Origin of the sequence: Bacteroides luti (genome assembly GCF_900128905.1) — a bacterium.
GTDB classification, from domain to species: domain Bacteria; phylum Bacteroidota; class Bacteroidia; order Bacteroidales; family Bacteroidaceae; genus Bacteroides; species Bacteroides luti.
In genome coordinates this window covers 90107-108308 of record NZ_FQTV01000012.1, presented here as the reverse complement: position 1 = coordinate 108308, position 18202 = coordinate 90107, and the positions used below count along the sequence as shown (strand labels likewise).

The following is an 18202-nucleotide window of genomic DNA, read 5'->3' as shown; positions in this document are numbered from 1 at the left end:
TGTTATATTCAATAAACTATTAAAATCATTTTATTTAAAAATCAGACCAGCAAACTGATTCAGCGATCTTCTCCAGGTAAGCCATTCATGTGAAGTTCCGGGAGATTCATAATATACATGTTTAATTCCGGCCTTTTCAAGTTCTTTATGGAAATTATTTACTGTACGATACATTTGTTCCGGTTCTGCTGTTCCGATACTTAAATAAACAAGTTTCACTTTCTGATTAAATTCGTTTGCATCTGCTAAAGCACCATTATATAACTTTGAGAAATCCTGTACCTGCTGAAGCATGCCACCTCCACTGAATCCACCAATATAAGCAAACTTATCAAGGTTAGACAGTGTAATCTGAAATGTTTGGAAACCACCCATAGAAAGTCCGGCCATAGCTCTATGATCACGATCGGGTATAGTGCGGAATTCCTTGTCTATAGTCGGAATAATTTCTTTAATAAATACCTGTTCCAAAGCTTTATTCTGCATTAGTCCTCTGATTCCCTGAGTATTTTCATTTTTAGGAGCATCTGGATCAACAGCATAACCTTTATCCATCACAACCAACATTGGTTTAGCTTTGCCCTCAGCAATAAGATTATCTAGAATATAATCAACCTTACCTTGGTTCGACCATCCGGTTTCATCCTCTCCTGCTCCATGTTGCAGGTAAAGAACCGGATATCTTACAGACGAATTTGCATCATAGCCTGCCGGAGTATAAACAAAAGCTCTTCTCATTGATTTTGTTACATCAGAATAATATCTTACCTGACGAATCTGACCATGAGGTACATTTTTAGCCAGATAATAGTCTACACCTTTTTCAGGAATTTCGATTCCACTAGCCATACGTCCCATACCATAGAAAGTTTGACTAGCCGGATCTGCAACTGCAACACCATCAATAATTATAGAATAATAGTGAAAGCCTTCAACGAGAGGTTCGGTTGTAACAATCCATGAGCCATCCTCTTCTTTTTCCATATCATATTTCTTGCCCAGATCAATTTGCACTTTGTTTGCCTGAGGAGCCTTTATCCGAAAAAATGCTCTGTTATCAGGTAAAACTTCTGGATATTGCATTCCTGGAATATTTGTTGAAGCAGGAATAGCCGAAGCAGCAGTATTATCAGTAAGAGGAGCATTACTATAATGAGCTATTATTGAAGCATCAACAGGCTTGAATAATGTCTGAGAAAACATATATAGATTCTGCTTCCAAACTTTGAAGTCATGATGTCCACCCGGAATAACCTGATAAATATGAGGTATTTGATTTGCATTCAAATAATCATGTGTACGCTGGCTGTAAGTAATCAAATTATCTTTGTCGCCACAAGATATCCATAGTAACTTGAGCATTTTCTTTGTTTTAGCAGGATCGGGAACAAGTTCCTGAGGTGTTTTTGTATTCGGAGCTGATGAGAATCCTCCTATCCAGGCAAATTTATCAAGATTACCAAGCCCGAAATTCAATGATTGTCCTCCACCCATTGAAAGACCTGCAATGGCACGATGTTCTCGATCTTTAAAAACCGGATATTTTTTTTCAATTGAAGGAATCAAATCATTTATCAGATCTTTTTCAAATGTAGCAAACGCCTGCACCTTCACTCCATCGTAAATATTGCCAACGGCACGGTCATCCTTCATAGCTCTTCCATTAGGAAGAACCACAATCATTGGAGCCACCTTTTTAGCAGCATACAAATTATCAAGAATCACTTGTGGCTTTCCTTGAATCAGCCATTCTTTCTCGTCACCGCCTATTCCATGCAATAAGTAGAGCACCGGATATTTTTTACTTTTAGAATACCCCCGAGGAGTATAAACCAAAGCTTTTCTATTAACACCTACGGTTGCAGAATAGTATTGAATGGTATCTATTTTACCATGTTTTATTCCATCTCCAGAAACATCAAAACCTTCAGGCGCAGGATTAAACGTCTGACTGTTAATGCTTAAATTAGCAATAAATGCTAATGACAAAAGCATAAAAAACTTTTTCATAATATCTATATTAAAGTTGACTATCGGTTAACTATGCGGGCATTTCAGGAAGCTAAAAATATCGCCAGTTATTTAAACAGATTCAAATTAATTGATTCTGCCATTCTTTTATACCCGGCTTCATTGGGATGAAGAAAATCACCGCCGTGCATATCAGGCAGAACAGCTTCCGGAATATCAGAGTTCTGAATAATTATTCTTCTGAATTGATTTTAATTCCTAATAGAGAAAGCATTTTCACAGCATATCTTTTACCTAGTTTTCTATAACCTTCGGCAGTAAAGTGCAGTCCATCTCCTATAGCTGTGCAATCTTTGGAAGAGATAACGTGTGAATTAGGAATAGTCTGAGGAAGTTTATTTATAATAGCATTCATGCTTGCACATTTGCCACCTTGTTCAGCTGCTACAAGTTCTCCGGCAAGTAAAGGCACCGATTTTGAATTCAGATTCAAGTCCTTCAGCAGATTGTTATAAACGCCCTGAACCTTTGATGGCCAAGTTTCATCACCCGTATTAGATTCTCCCTGATGCAGCAAGATTCCCTTTATTACACCCGACTTTTGAGCGATTTTAGCCATTTCAACCAGTCGTCCATAAGGATTTCCATCATATTGATTTATCATACCAATCATCCATGATGGAGCTGTCGCTACATAAGATTGATAATTATCTTTATCAAAAAGTTCTATTTTACAGCCACCAACAGCTACATTTATTACACCCACTCTTACATTCTTTGGAAGATTGGCAATCATTGTTCTACCAAAATAATCAGCAGGTGTTAAACCGGTATTACATCTGCATAATGGCGGAACAGCAGGATACCAGTTAGCCTTGACTCTACCCTTATCAGGACAATCAACAGTTGACAAAACCTGAAAACGGTTATCAGTCATAATTGTATCTTGAGGTTCAATTTTGGCATTTCCCTCCATATTAGATTGTCCCAAACAAATGAAAATATAAAAATTCTTATCCTGACTATAAGAATTCAAGTTCAATGCTAGTAATGCTACAAATACCAATAAAGTAATCTTTGTTTTTCTTTTCATATTCTATTTAAGTTATCAATTTTATTATTCGTGATATTAAATTTATATAGCAAAAATAGCCTTACCATATTATTCTTAGTTTCAAATTAAGATATTTGGTTTTCAATTTTAGATAAAAGTAAAACTGGATTTACTTAAAAGCATATCTATAAGCCAGATAAGAAAAGCGTATTAACTAATGCTTGATAAAACCTAAGCAGGTTTACATCTAAGGATAAGTGTTTGTATTAAAACTTATTTGAGAAATAATTTAATCTTGAGTTGAAACTCTTTCAGTCCTTTGTGTCGAGGTAATTATTTTGAATGGCAAAGGAGCCAATATAAAGAAGAAGTGATCAGTCCATAAATTTGTTGGAAAGTTTAAAGATCTTTGATAGCATAATAATCATGCAAACATATATAAACAAAAAAAATTCCTACAAATCATAGATTTGTAGGAATTAGACCTTTAACTTACCGGTTTTGTTCGGCTTGTTCAGCGGAGAGATAGGGATTCGAACCCCAGGAACCTCGCAGTTCAACGGTTTTCAAGACCGCCGCAATCGACCACTCTGCCATCTCTCCAAAAGTATTTTCTTTATTGCTCTTTCTCTCAAAAGCGTTGCAAAGGTACAACAATTTTTGAAACCTCCAAACTTTTGGCGCATTTTATTCAGCAATATTTTCCTGAGTTTTTAAATTCAATGGATGTGAAAATACAAAACGTGCACCATTTTTATAAGATGAATCTACCCAGATATCACCTCCCAATACATTCATAATTGTTTTGCAAATAGCTAAGCCTAAGCCAGATCCTTGAACAAAATCATTTAATTTCTTAAAACGATCAAAGATCATTTCTTCTTCTCCTTCCCCTATTCCTTCACCGGTATCAGTTACAGAAAAAAATATCATTTTTTTTATTTCATCAATCTTATAGTTTAAGATAACAGAACCTTCTTTAGTAAACTTACAGGAATTTGAAAGGAGATTTAATAAAACCTGCTGCAAGCGTTGTATATCTGTAACCATATAAAAATTTGGATCGAAAGATTCGAAAGTAAATTCCACCGGATTCTTACACGTTGCTTCTACTGAAGCCAAAACCTCCTTACATAAAGATTCCACATTACACTCTTCATAATAGAATTCAAGCATACCAGATTCTAAACGAGATATATCAAGAATATCATTAATCAAACGAAGAAGAAGATCAGAGTTAGTTTGAATAACTTTATTATACTCAACGATATCTTCCTGAGCGCACCCTCCTGTAGCCAACACATTAGAGAAACCAACAATAGCATTAAGAGGTGTCCGGATTTCATGAGTCATATTTGCCAGAAAGGCTGATTTTAAACGTTCTGATTCTTCTGCTTTTTCTTTAGCTACACGCAAATCGGCTTCAGACACTTCAAGTTCGTCCTTCAACTTCTTTGTACGGAACAAGAAGTAAAGAGAAATAATCATACCTATTAAAAGCGTAAAAAAGACGAAAATACATCCCCAAACCAGATACTTATTCTGTTCATAAAAAGAAGGCTTTTCATTTATCAAAACAAAGCCATCTGGCAGCTTATTTACACTAATTTTCAGGCTATCCAATTTTATCGCATCAAAGGTATATTGATTATGAATAAGTTCTATTTTGGGTTTAACAACAGTTCTGTCATCTAATATATTATAAGCCTGTATAGCCATATCCTTACCAATAGTACGATACTGGGGAATACAACCACCTACAGCCCAATGCCCCAAACCTATTGATGTTATAGTAAAAGCTGGCATTTTTGGCTTTGCAGCCATCATCATATAGGTGGCATTATTCATAAAATAACCATTGTTCTTATCTACTCTCCAAGTACCTAACAACATAACAGTATTATCAGGCAACTTATTAATGCTATCTACTATTGTATAAATTGAGTTTTTTCTTCCATCTAATAATATAAGATCTAATCCGCGAAACTTTTTAATTTCCTTTTTTACATACGCCTGCAAAGAAACCCCACCATAAGTATTATCAGTAACTAATGCTACATGTTTTGTTTTTGGATACAAATCCTGAATCAGCTTTATATTCTTGTCTATATCATATTGATAAATATAACCAGCCATTTTATGTATCCGATAAGAATCCTTTAGCGCATCAATACTTTCAGGATTCCATTTGTCCAACGATAGACTATCATTAGGAAGAATAATAGCATTCCGGCTCACCATGCCAACAATAGCAGGTATATTATGTGCTTTTTCTGTAGTTTGAGCATCCTGAGAAAGAAATGCAGACCAAGCCTCCTGACCAAGAAGAATAATTATTCCCGGATGGCGATTGCTTAAAAAATATTTATTCAGAATATTCTTCATCTGCCCTTTCCACAAAGTAGCTTCAGTAAAGCTTCCACAATTCATATTTTCTATTATAACAGGAGATTTACCCCCTAAAAGACGATATTCATCTAAAAAAGCAGAAATATTTTTAGATGTTTGAGATGTTTCAGGATTGTATGAACTGATTATAAGAATAGAATTTTGGGGAGCGTTTTCTCCATAGGCATTTAAGCAACCAAAGATACCTGGCAGCAAAAAAGCAACTAGAAGACATATAAGATTTAGTTTATAAGAGAGAGAAATTTTCATAATTAGTTTTTAAGCATTGTCCAGAGAATATAAATTCCTGTTTTCAGAACGCAAATATAAAATTTATATTTAAATTGAAAGAATTGTTAGCCGATAAATGATTCATTTTTATGAAACAATATTTTTTATCACAATCACAACAAAAATACCATTTTTATTACATTGATAAAAAAAAATCATATCCATAACAGCCCACAAAAAGCACAAATCACTACTTTATTCATTAATTTCTACAATATTTTCCTAAGACCAAAAGACGTATATTAATGAAATGCTGGTAAGTTAAATAATGCACTTCTTTAAATAAATAATGCACAACAAGCTTCTGAAAAACACGGATCTTTGTGCACAATTTTAAATTTAATATTTATGGATATGAAAACAGGAAAGCGAAAAATCAGAAATAAGCTGACCTTATTTCTGATTTTTATTTTTTTAATTGGCGTACAGTATATAAACGCTCAACAAAAGAAGATTAGTGGCGTGGTTCATGATGAATCTGGGGAAACTGTAATAGGTGCCAATATTAAAGCTGTTGGTGCTCCTTCTATAGGAACTGTTACCGACATTGATGGAAAATTCTCTTTAGCCCTCCCTGAAAAAGTAAAAAACATTCAAGTTAGTTATGTTGGTATGAGCCCACTTACAGTTGCAGTAAAGACAAATGCACCTATGGACATTGTGCTAAAAAGTAACAGCAAAGTAATGGACGAAGTTGTTGTAATTGGTTATGGTACTACTAAAAGAAAAGACCTTACCGGTTCTGTCTCTTCCATTGGAGAAAATGTTTTAAAGAACGTCTCAGTAACGTCTGCTGCAAGCGCTTTGTCTGGTCGTTTGGCCGGTGTTAATGTTGTAACTACTCAAGGTTCACCTGATGCTGCTGTTAATATTCGTGTACGTGGAGGTGGTTCTATTACACAAGATAATTCACCTTTATTCATTGTTGATGGATTCCAGGTTGGCAACATCAATGATATTCCTCCGGGAGACATCGAGAGTATTGATGTATTAAAGGATGCTACTTCTACAGCAATTTATGGTGCAAAAGGTGCAAATGGAGTTATCCTTGTAACTACCAAAAGTGGCAAACAAGGAAGAACTGTTGTAAAACTAAGCAGTTCTGTTGGTTTTAATAACTTGTATAATGCAACAGAAGTTCTTTCTCCTTATGAATATGTATATTTTCAAAGAGAATTGGACACTGGCGATGGTTTTGCAAGCAAATATGGACGCTGGGAAGACATTGATATCTATAAATCCAGAAAAGGAACAGACTGGCAAGGAAAGCTATTCGATAAAACTGGTATTAAACAAAACTATAATTTAAATATTAGCGGAGGCGATCAATCTCTCATTTATAGCATCAGTTATACACATGATGATGAAAGTTATATTATGAAAACTTCCAAATTTAATCGTGATAATCTGAATGTAAAGATCAATAAGACTTTTAATAAAAAACTAAAATTGGAATTCAATTCAAAAATGACAAAAACCACAATAAATGGTACAAGTGTTTCCAGTGGCAGCAAACTGCGTGACTGCATAAAATATCCTCCTATTGGAACCTTGGAAAGTTTAACGGAGGATGATTTAGGTGATGAAGGATATATTGTAGAAAACATAAGTAATTTGAACGACCCATTCTATAATATTGCCAACGAATATAAAAAGCAAAATAAATTTTCCAATTCATATGATGCTGCTTTAACATGGAATATTATTAAAGGATTATCGTTACGAACAGAGGGTACTTATGCCATTCAACAAGATAGAACTGATCAGATTTATTTAAAAAACACTGGTGAGGCCAGTCAAAAGGCAGGTCAACCAGTGGCTTATCGTTACTATTGGGATGGGAATCGTTGGGCTTTCAGAAGTTTTTTAAGTTACAACCTGAAAATTAACAAACATAGGTTCGACACTATGGCTGGATATGAAGCAAATCACTCTGAAAGAAATTCAATGACAGTGAACTCAGATTATTACCCATTGGATTACACCGCGCAAAATATTTTGGCCATGTGGAATAATGGTACTTCTGAACCGACTTATACCACGGTTGAAGAACCAAGCCGTTCACAATCTTTTTTTGGTCGTGCAAATTATATCTTTGATGATCGGTATTATTTGACTTTCACAGCACGTGCCGATGGAACAAATGTATTTTCTCCTGGCAATAAGTGGGGCTTTTTCCCGGCAGGATCAATAGCATGGCGTGTTTCGGAAGAAGAATTTTTGAAGTCACAGAAAAATTGGCTTTCTAATTTAAAACTTCGTTTAAGCTATGGTAAATCAGGTAATGCACGCGTTGGTTCATATTGGCGTCAAACATATAGCCCGGTTACAAGCACCAGTAGCTTATATTATATTAATGAAGTTGGACAAAGTTGTTTGCAACCAACAAATGTTTTGCGTAACGACAAATTAACCTGGGAATCTAAGTATTCTTTCAATTCCGGTTTGGACTTCAGTATTCTTAATAATCGTTTGAACCTTACTGTAGACTGGTATCGCGATGTAACCAAGAACTTAATAATGTCAGTTCAGTTACCTTCAAATTCCGGTTATAGCAGCCAATATCAAAATCTGGGTCAGACCACCAATAAAGGTATTGAATTAACTCTGAATGCAAACCTTATTCAATCAAAAGATTTTTATCTGGACATGAACTTCAACATATCATTCAATAAAAATCGTGTAGATGCTTTGTATGGAACATTTAACGATGAAATGATTCTATCGGGAGGTGGTAGTGTTCTGGGCAGCGATAACTATCGTATTTATGTTGGAAAAGAAGTTGGATTAATGTATGGATATGTTAACGATGGAATGTATTCATTCAATGATTTTACATTTAACGAAACAACCAAGAAATGGGTTTTAAATGAAGGTGTGGTAGATTGTTCTGGTGTTTTAGGTAGTTCCGGAGATAAGTATGGTCCTGGACACATGAAATTGAAAGACTTGAATAATGATGGCAAAATTGATGCCAACAACGACCGTAAAGTTATCGGGAATGCAATGCCTAAGCATACAGGAGGTTTCAGTTTTAATGCCGGCTGGAAAGGATTCGATTTAACAGCCATGTTCAACTGGTCATACGGAAACGATATTTTGAACGTAAACAAGATTGATTATAATACATACTCACTCTCTAAAAAATATCAAAATCTAACCACACTTATGAGTTTAAAGAATCGTTTTACAACGATTGATCCAGTAACCGGCAACAATATCTATTCTGGAATATATGCAAATCCTGAACGCTTACAGGAATTAAATGCAAATGCTTCTATATGGCATCCTTTGTTGAACACAACAATAACATCAGACTGGGCTGTTGAAGATGGATCATTCTTACGTCTAGGTACTTTAATCTTAGGATATACTTTGCCCAAAAAAATCATAAGGAAATTTGGAGTGCAGGATTTGCGTATGTATGCTACAGCCAATAATTTATTTTGCTGGACTGCCTATAGCGGTCAAGACCCGGAAGTTAGTACCTCATCAAGCAATTTAACTCCAGGTATCGACAATTCTGCTTACCCAAAAGCACACTCGTACATTTTTGGTGTTAATGTAACATTTTAAAATCTTAAGTAATGAAAAAGAATATATTAATATATTTATTATTAGCAGGAACATTCTTGTTTAGTTCCTGTAACGATTTCCTAGATACTGAATCTCCCTCAATCCAGAGTAATGAGAATGTATTCGAAAACGAAGGTATGGTCAAAGCTGCTATAATGGGAGTATATTCACAACTAGCAGGCACGTATGTATATGGTCAGAAAATGTCCGTAAACTGGCAAGGAGTATCCGATATTGAGTTAGCCAGCGGTTATAGCGCCAACCCTGGCAATGATAAAACCAGCGATACAGGTGCAGCAAATTACTGTTGCGACTGGTATAACAAAACAGTTCAATGGGGGTATGTTTTTAAAATGGCAGAATTAGCCAGTACTGCGGTAGATGGTATCCGCAATTCCGAAATGATAAAAACAGATTCGGTTATAATGAAACGCTATTTAGGTGAAGCACTGGTTTTACGTTCATTATCATATTTTGAATTAGTACGTCGATGGGGAGATGTGCCTTACAAATCTGGAACATCCAAGTCTGATCTTTCTAACGTATATATGGGTAAGATCGACAGAGATAGTATTTATGCTTCTATAGTTCGTGATATGCAAGAGGCTGTAAACTATTTACCATGGGAAGGTGAAGTCTCTGATTATAATTGTGAACGTATAACCAAAGGTTTTGCAAAAGGTCTATTAGCACGTATTGCTCTTTTTGCAGGTGGTTGGTCTGTCCGTGACGGAAATCAATTCTCGGATGCAAACGTTGAACACTATCCAAATACCGAAGGCAATCCAGGAATGGAAGAAATGAACGGATATTATGTTGGACGTCCAAAAGACTGGAAAAAGTATTATGAAATAGCAGAACAACAATGTGCTGAAATAATTAACGACCCTCAGAATCCACATCATTTAGACCCCGATTATGGAGATATATGGAAGAGCGTATGCCATTTGGATTATAACAAATACAATGAAAATCTATTTGAAGTTGCAAATGGAGTTGGCTACAGTGGTGATATAGGTACATTGATGGGACGTGCCATGGATGGAGGTATAGGTTATGGTTCCCGCGGATTTGGTGGTACGTATGTAAGTACTAATGCATATTATTTTTACTCATTTGACTCAGATGATAACCGCCGTGATTACGACTGTTATTGGCCTACTTATAAAAAAGTCAGCGGGGTGAATAAAGAGTCTATGAACAATGACATTATGTCTGTAAGACTTGGGAAATGGAGTTTCTTCTGGACCTCCGATGCATATAAATCAATTGCTTTAACAGCAACATCTCGTGTTGCTACCGGTATAAACTGGATTTTAATGCGCTATTCTGATATATACTTAATGTTTGCTGAAGCTCGTTATGGATTAGGAAAAGGAGAAGATTCAATGAGTGAAATTGCAAAAATGAGTGCCCGTCAGGCTTTGGAAAAAGTACGTGAAAGGGCCTTTGGCAGTGGGTCTCCTAAAGTTAAACAATATGATTCCAACTTTTTCAATGCTATTGTAAACGAACGCGCCTGGGAATTTGGTGGCGAAGGTGTCCGTAAATTAGATTTAGTTCGTTGGGGACTGTTGGATTCCAAGATCGAAGAAATGAAAGAAGCTATGCTCTTCATGATGGATGGAACACAAACGGTTAAAATATTCGATAAGACATATCAACCTTCAGATTTCCCTAAATCAGTTTACTATAAATACGACAGTAATAAAGAATTTATAGACTTTAGTAGTGCTAATTTCTACAAAGATCTGCCGTTCAATCCAGATGCAACAACCTACACAGAAACTAAATGGTTCCCTACAACCTTCTGGAATCTGGCAGAAGGTAAAGAAACTACGCTGGTAAGCAATTCAGTAAAGATATTGCTTTGTGCTTCAGGTTTGAGAGCATCTTATGATTATTCTAATCTTTTTTCTAAATTAAAATATGGAGATAAGATCAAAGAAGCATTTCTTCAAATGCAAACCGGTAATGGGACTTGCAATTATCGTCATTTGCACTCCATCTATTACGATGATATCTACAAATCAAATGGTTATTTAACAAATTCTTATGGGTATGACTATAAATAACCTAAAAAACATTCAAAGATTATGAAAATAAAATATCTATATATACTACTAAGCCTTCTTTCGTTTGTTACATTTTCATGTAAGGAGAATGCAAACGACTGGGAATATGATGAAAGCTATAACAGACTTTTTCGTCCTGTTACTTTCAAAGTAAACGATTTTGGCTCTACATACGCTGAATTAAGTTACACTGGTGTAACCAAAGCCACTAAATATGTTTTTGAATTCAGCGAAGGAGATAGTTTGTTATTTAACAACATCACTCGCGTTGATACGATTGTAGCTGATACATTGACACCTTATGTAGAAGCTAGCTCTATTACAAAAACAGAGTTTCACACTTTATTTAAAAATTTAAATGGAACAACCCGTTATTCTGTCCGCATAAAAGCAATTGATGAAAAAAGCGGAATGGAATCAGGCTATGTAGGGATTTGTTTTGATACCCCCGACGAACAAATATTCACAAATAATGCTCCGGGAGTAAACAGTGCTACCCTTTCCTGGGTACCAGAATCCGAAGTTACAAATATTAAATATGGAGAAATAAGTGAACCATCAGATACTATATGGCTCAATTCAAAAGTATTGACTGATGCAGAAAAAAAAGCCGGACGTGCAGTTATAGATGGACTAAATCCGGGAACAAACTATCTGGCCACAATTCTCAAAGGAAATGCAAAAAGAGGTACTGTTAATTTTAAAACATTAGGTATGAAGAGCGGGGTTACCATTCAGGTTCAGCCCGGTGATAATATTAATGATCTGTTAGCTCAGCAGGCCGCACAAGGAGTTACAAATATCTCGTTTGTATTTAAGGGCGGACAGACTTATGAAATTGAAACAATAACTGTTCCTGTAGGCATTAGCAATATATATTTTGTAGGAGATGTAAAAATGGACGAAACATTACCAAATTTATATCTTCACCATGTAAATTTATCCAGTCCTTTATCAAACATTTCATTCCAGTACATCGATCTGGATGCACGTTCAAACAGCTCTAATTTCGTATTCAGCATAGCTGATGACAACTGTTTTAAATCTATAAGTTTTGATGGATGTACAATCAGAAATATTAGCAGAAGTCTCGTTTATCTTAATCGTGATAACCTAGATATAGAATCTATTAAAATCAGTAATTGTATTATTAAAAATGTAGGAGCTGGCGGCTATGGTTTACTTAACCTATCAAAATCTACCGTAAAACTTAAATCGATTGCAATTACAAACACCACGATGATGGATATGGGCGATCAATTAATGCAAATGAAGAGTAGTGTTTCAGACATTACAATGAATAAGTGTATTTTCTGTAACTTCAATATTGGAATTGGCAAAATATTCCGCTTCGATGCTAAACCGACTACAATCACTGTTACTAATTCAATTTTTACAGGAAATAACAATGGAGTAAAAGTTAATTCCGGTAATGGGGATTATTCAAGCTACCTGAGCTTCACATCATGTTATCTCACTTCGGACTTTGTTGTAGACACTCGTAAGTTTACTAATGCAGAAACATTAAGTTTGAAATCCGAAGATTTGTTTGTAGATCCACGAAATGGTGATTTCCACATAAAAGAAGGTGTAAAGTTTGCAGGAGCAGGCAAAGTTGGCGATCCAAGATGGTGGAATTGATGGACTAGTTATAAATAAACGTTGTAGATTTCTGTGACAAAAACATTATTAAAAACAGATCGTTGCAAGTTTTTCTTGCAGCGATCTATTTCTTTGTAATAACAATAAAAAAGAACATTCTCGTATATATTCTTTTATTTTGCTATATTTTACCATATTTTATTGCATTCTTTAAACAATTGCACATTTATCTGATTTGAAAAAACGCAGTGATATGTTAGTAAGAATAGCAATTTACATGTTAAAACATTATTCTATCACTATTTAATGTACTCAGGAATACATTTACTTTATATTAGTATTTTATAAGATATTGAATCATTAAATCAATCCCAATTTATATACATATCACAGCAAAAAGTAAGTATCTATTAGATAAATTAAAAAATCAACAAAAAAACTTATACTATAAATTTTAAAAATACTACTATTTTTGAATATATTATCTAACAAAATAATTACTTAGTGAATTTCGGAGCTGAATTAAAACAAAAACACAGTTTAATTCACTATAACGAAAAAAGAGTATTATGAAGAAAACAATCTTAATTTTGATGTTTGCTATAATGTACAACATATCATTCGGACAAAATAAGAGGCTTTTTCGTATGTAGCTTTTGCATCTTCAACAGACCCAGATGTTTCTAAGTGGTTAGAATCAAACAAAGAAGAAGTTGAAAGATTTTTTGAATGGTCAAAATCATTTAAATTTGCTACTAACTAAAGAGTTAACCATAACATTGAGTAAATGAAAACAAAAATGAGCGTCTAACCGAAATTAGGCGCTCATTTTTACTTATACTCAAAAGCTTGTCAACAAGCCCGAGTTTTTTCTATAAAAGACTCTTCTTGCCAACCAAAGTATCGTAGTTGTTTTTAGGATCTTTCCAGTCAACTTTCTTAATTGGGTCAATACCGTTGATATACTTTTCAATGTTAGTATAACCATCGCCACTCAAGTCGCCGTTTGCATCGGAAGCATCGTGAGGATTCAGTCCGTACTTAATTTCCCATGCATCAGGCATACCATCACCATCACTGTCTTTGTAAGGTTTACCTTTGTATTGAGGATAACCGCCTACCTGACTTATATCGGTAATAATACCTTGCTTGTAGGAATCCGGTTTTTGTCGGCGATATTTAAACTGATAATATGTTTTAGAATCTGCTTTCTTATCATAGTAAACTTCACCTGTACGTACCTGGTTAATGATATGTTCGTCAACTATATCTCTTTTTGGGAAATTAGCTCCGGCATTATCAAGAACATAATCGTAAGCCTCCTTTGCTGACATGATAGGGAATTGAGGCATAGTGAAAGGTTCATCAACCCTCATTTGTGGGAAATATTTCTTTTCCGCATCTTCCTTGCTTATTTCAACGCCTTTCAAGTCTCTTAATTGTACTCCCCCATTCCAGTTATCTTTGGTAATCTGATCATATCCTTCCATGATATTACCAACTACATAAAGTCTTCCAAATCTGGCATGCTCAAGCTTACTGCGTCCGGACGACTGTGGCTCGATGATACGATGGCCAACAAGGGCATCTTTGGGAGTGGCTGGTCCTGGTTTATAATAGTTATTAATGATATTATAAAGCGCAGTATAATCTCCTCCGTCAACAGTACGGTGCACCCAGTTATAAATAATATTATTTGCAAAGTTGAATATACCATTCCAACCAATTGACGGGTTACGGCCTGTATTGTTTGCCCACAAGTTTCTCATGAAAGAACAGTTTTCACCACCAATCGTACTACCAAAGGCATGGTTGTAAGTATCGAGCCCCTGAGCTGAGATTGTGTTCTGAATAGTTACATTTACGGTAGGAAGTTTATCTGCCTCACGACCATTTTTAGGATCGAACATGTGGCGGTAAAATGAAATATTTTCATCAAGCCCCCATGAACAAGAACAGTGGTCAATCATAATGTTTCCGATTGGGTTTCCACCAAAACCATCGTCACGACGACCTACATCTGTTGCTCCACGACGGAAACGCATATGACGAACTACAACATCGTGAGTATTTGCCCAAACAGTTTCGCCGGCAATACAAACTCCATCACCCGGAGCTGTCTGACCAGCAATAGTAATATACGGAGCACGGATAATAACCGGAGTTTTAAGCTGAATAATACCAGCAACATTGAATACCACAATGCGTGCGCCACCAGTTTCGCAAGCTTCACGGAATGTACCCGGACCACTATCGGCCAGACTAGTAACAGTTATTACTTTACCGCCACGTCCACCAAAAGAGAATTCACCACCTCCCATTGCACCCGGGAATGCAGGAATCTTAGCCTGTGGCAGATCTGTAGGACGAGCAGCCCAGTCCACATAAGGTTTTCCGTGCATAGCCTCTTCGTTAATAACAGGCAAAGCTTTTTGCCAAGCAGCTTCCGAATGTTCTTCGGCTTCTTTCATCATAGTATCCACTCTTTTTTGAATACTATCAGGAATCGTAGGATACTGCGCCCTTACTTGTTGTGCTGCCAGCAATGCTAATACAAGCGCAACTTTTAATACATGTTTCTTCATTATACTTACTAATTATTAAAGTTCATTTTAACATGTACTAAAGACGCCTTTTCTTTTTGTCTGTAATCAATATATTTAAGAAAAATAATATCTAGTTAGCTGAGCTTCACATTATAAAATATTATTAATACAAATTTTTAAAATGAGTATCTATCAGATAAATTAAAAATTAACCAAATAATTTATACTGTAAATTAAAAATAAATATGCTATTTTTGGATAGATTATTGAAAAAACAATACTTTTTCAGAAGTTCTAAGTAAGACACATTTACAAACGAACGAGTTTAAAAAGTATAAAAAAGCTCAAAATGCTAATCTTATAAAGAAAAATATAAAAACACATTCATTATGAAAAAAACATTTATAACTCTTCTTTTAATTACAATTTTCTCTGGTGTAAATGCTCAAACATCATTAACCGAAGCTGAAATAAAACAAAAATGTGATTCAATCTTAGAAGAAGCAAACACTTTATACAAGTATGAAAAAGCAGCCTGGATAACAAGTGATATGGCAATGGATAAGAAAGAAATCAAAAAAGATTTTGGTGGACTTTTAATTTATCAAAGAAATGACACCATATCGGCTGTTGTGTTAGCTAAAGAAGGTACAAAATGTATTTATGAAGTAACATTTAAAAATAGCTTCAACAATCCATGCAAGGAGAGTCTGATTGTAAGAGATTTAACCGAAGTTGAAAAGAGCTTGCAACAAATTAAAAAGAAAATGTTTAAAGAAGTCACAAGCGATGAAAAATATCAAGTTAACTGTCCGCAAGGATATAATATCAATATTGAGTTAATTCCTTACGAGCTTGGATATAAACTTTATTTCATTTTGGGGACTAATCAATCGAAGCTAATACCATTTGGTAATGATTATATTTTCTTTGGTGATAAGGAAGGAAACGTAACTTCATGGAGAAAAATTCATTCCAGATTAATTTTCTCTCCAACCGAATATGAAGGGAATAAGGTCACAGGTTTATCACATAGTCATCTTAAAACCGAACCATTTATTAGCGCAACTGATATTTGCACGTTTAAACTTTATGGAAGCTTATATGAACTGAATGAATTTGAGGTTCTTTCTACTGGTTTAAAAAAGTTCTTTAAATATAAACTAATCGAGAATGAAATAGAGACTCGAGATATGTAATTGTAACAAAACTCTAATCCACATTCGTTAAGGACTAGTAACCAAAATAAAAAGGATGAAAACTAAAAATGAGCATCCAATAGGTTTAATCTCCCCTTAATTATTGAATAAACCGCATATTAGTTTTCACCTCGTTAACGCTTTCTATACTCGTCAGCATTTCGAGTAACTTAAAAGCAACATCAAGACTTGTTGCCGGTCCGGTTGAAGTAATAATATTATTGTCAACCACTAACTGCTCATCTTGTACCTTTACGCAAAAATCTGCTAATTGCTTTCGTCTTACACCATTATTTAAATCCCATGTGGTAGCATTTCGCTGATTTAGTACGCCCGATTTAGCAATTGGTAGGGCTGCCACACAAATTGAAGCGATTAATTTTCCTCTCCTATTAAATTCTCTTATCAAATTAAGGAAACGTTCATCATAAGCATCTTCATAGAAACCAGCCTCCCCAGCTCCTCCCGGAATTGCTAAAGCATCATAATCTTCAATATTAATCTCGCTAAATGGAAGCTCCGGTTTTACAACTAAGTTCCAATAACACTTCACTTCTGATCGTAAACCAGTAGTAATTAAATCCACAGGTTCAAAGCCGACTTCTCTACTCCAACCAAAAACATCAGTAAATACACTCGCCTCATAAGCTTCAAAACCTTGAGCCAGGAATAAAAGTACCTTTTTTGCCATGTTTTCTATTTAATCTAATCATTGAGAATCTGTTAGTGCAAAGGTATTTTATTATTTGATAAGTTTGTTCTTTGCATAAGTCTTTTTATAACTATAATTCTATACCATTTCCAATGCATGATTATATGAAACATAACCAGAATCTAGCTCACACTATTCACCGAAAGCTTTTAAAAAATAGCCCGCCGGAATACAACAAAACTCCGGTTTACTTTTTCAAAAGTTATTAGGGATATTTGTGAATTCTTGTACAAAAGAATGCATTCTTCTGTACAAAACAATTAATTCTTTTGTACAGAAGATATAATTGTTTTGTACAAAAGTACAGAAACATCCCGCCTGAAATATAAAAAGCTATTCGGGAGTTTAAAGAAGCTCTCGTCGCATCTTTCCGGAGAGCTGGAGTAACTTTTTATAGCATTCAACATCACTACATAAAATTTAATTTTGCTAAATTGATCTAGCAATCTAGCAGTAGGTGCTTAAACCGTTGTGTATAAACCCCATACAGGTGCTAGATCAAAATAATTTGATCTAGCGGTGATCTAGCAATCTAGCACCCAGTTAATCTATCTAATAAATGTAAAAGACTGGTTTAATTCAGTTTAGCTAAGGCTAAGAAATTATAGCACATAGTGGTCACTTATTAGCATTTAAAAAACTAAATTCGGAAAAAATCTGGTGGTAGATAGCAGCAGTTAGTGGCAGATGAAATGTATATTACTTTTATCTTCCACCAAGATAAACACCTGTTTTAATGACACTTAAGTACAAACTAGTAGCAGGTGGGAGATAAACGCAATATTTTA

The 18202-nt window shown here is 34.9% G+C and carries 8 protein-coding genes, 1 tRNA gene and 1 pseudogene; 4 read left to right on the top strand and 6 right to left on the bottom strand.

Annotated features, from left to right (window positions below; all coding sequences use genetic code 11):
• Window positions 1-30 precede the first annotated feature (30 nt).
• The 4 genes and pseudogenes from BUC21_RS11855 to BUC21_RS11840 all read right to left on the bottom strand — a co-directional run bounded on the left by BUC21_RS11855 (window position 31) and on the right by BUC21_RS11840 (window position 5683).
• A complete protein-coding gene (locus BUC21_RS11855) occupies window positions 31-2010 on the bottom strand; it encodes an alpha/beta hydrolase-fold protein (RefSeq protein ID WP_073402661.1) in 1980 nt (659 codons plus the stop codon).
• Between the two features lie 202 nt (window positions 2011-2212).
• Window positions 2213-3064, bottom strand: a pseudogene (locus tag BUC21_RS11850) (sialate O-acetylesterase); the annotation flags it as partial.
• Window positions 3065-3543: 479 nt separating this feature from the next.
• Window positions 3544-3628, bottom strand: a tRNA-Ser gene (locus BUC21_RS11845).
• Window positions 3629-3712: 84 nt separating this feature from the next.
• On the bottom strand, window positions 3713-5683 hold the full coding sequence (locus tag BUC21_RS11840; protein WP_073402657.1) for a sensor histidine kinase: 1971 nt from the start codon (window positions 5681-5683) through the stop codon (window positions 3713-3715).
• Between the two features lie 375 nt (window positions 5684-6058).
• Here BUC21_RS11840 and BUC21_RS11835 point away from each other — a divergent pair, with 375 nt between their 5' ends.
• From BUC21_RS11835 to BUC21_RS11825, 3 genes are read left to right on the top strand one after another with little or no spacing between them, the layout of a single operon-like run.
• On the top strand, window positions 6059-9280 hold the full coding sequence (locus BUC21_RS11835; protein WP_083547693.1) for a SusC/RagA family TonB-linked outer membrane protein: 3222 nt from the start codon (window positions 6059-6061) through the stop codon (window positions 9278-9280).
• An 11-nt stretch (window positions 9281-9291) separates the two neighbouring features.
• On the top strand, window positions 9292-11355 hold the full coding sequence (locus tag BUC21_RS11830) for a RagB/SusD family nutrient uptake outer membrane protein (protein WP_073402655.1): 2064 nt from the start codon (window positions 9292-9294) through the stop codon (window positions 11353-11355).
• A 21-nt stretch (window positions 11356-11376) separates the two neighbouring features.
• The gene (locus tag BUC21_RS11825; RefSeq protein WP_073402653.1) at window positions 11377-12996 is read left to right on the top strand and encodes a DUF5123 domain-containing protein; all 1620 of its coding nucleotides are present in this window, start codon (window positions 11377-11379) and stop codon (window positions 12994-12996) included.
• A gap of 833 nt (window positions 12997-13829) precedes the next feature.
• Here BUC21_RS11825 and BUC21_RS11820 read toward each other — a convergent pair.
• Window positions 13830-15542, bottom strand: a complete 1713-nt coding sequence (locus tag BUC21_RS11820) for a polysaccharide lyase (RefSeq protein WP_073402651.1) — start codon at window positions 15540-15542, stop codon at window positions 13830-13832.
• 350 nt (window positions 15543-15892) lie between these two features.
• On the opposite strand from BUC21_RS11820, the gene BUC21_RS11815 reads away from it, so the two are divergent.
• Window positions 15893-16702 carry a hypothetical protein gene (locus BUC21_RS11815; protein WP_073402649.1) on the top strand — a complete coding sequence of 270 codons (810 nt, stop codon included), beginning with the start codon at window positions 15893-15895 and terminating at the stop codon, window positions 16700-16702.
• A gap of 100 nt (window positions 16703-16802) precedes the next feature.
• Here BUC21_RS11815 and BUC21_RS11810 read toward each other — a convergent pair whose 3' ends face one another.
• Window positions 16803-17393, bottom strand: a complete 591-nt coding sequence (locus BUC21_RS11810; protein ID WP_073402647.1) for a DJ-1/PfpI family protein — start codon at window positions 17391-17393, stop codon at window positions 16803-16805.
• Between the last annotated feature and the right edge of the window lie 809 nt (window positions 17394-18202).

What these genes read in the sequence shown, in the direction of transcription:
- BUC21_RS11855 (WP_073402661.1), bottom strand. Translation starts at nt 2,010, where the DNA reads ATGAAAAAGTTTTTTATGCTTTTGTCATTAGCATTTATTGCTAATTTA.
- BUC21_RS11840 (WP_073402657.1), bottom strand. Translation starts at nt 5,683, where the DNA reads ATGAAAATTTCTCTCTCTTATAAACTAAATCTTATATGTCTTCTAGTT.
- BUC21_RS11835 (WP_083547693.1), top strand. Translation starts at nt 6,059, where the DNA reads ATGAAAACAGGAAAGCGAAAAATCAGAAATAAGCTGACCTTATTTCTG.
- BUC21_RS11830 (WP_073402655.1), top strand. Translation starts at nt 9,292, where the DNA reads ATGAAAAAGAATATATTAATATATTTATTATTAGCAGGAACATTCTTG.
- BUC21_RS11825 (WP_073402653.1), top strand. Translation starts at nt 11,377, where the DNA reads ATGAAAATAAAATATCTATATATACTACTAAGCCTTCTTTCGTTTGTT.
- BUC21_RS11820 (WP_073402651.1), bottom strand. Translation starts at nt 15,542, where the DNA reads ATGAAGAAACATGTATTAAAAGTTGCGCTTGTATTAGCATTGCTGGCA.
- BUC21_RS11815 (WP_073402649.1), top strand. Translation starts at nt 15,893, where the DNA reads ATGAAAAAAACATTTATAACTCTTCTTTTAATTACAATTTTCTCTGGT.
- BUC21_RS11810 (WP_073402647.1), bottom strand. Translation starts at nt 17,393, where the DNA reads ATGGCAAAAAAGGTACTTTTATTCCTGGCTCAAGGTTTTGAAGCTTAT.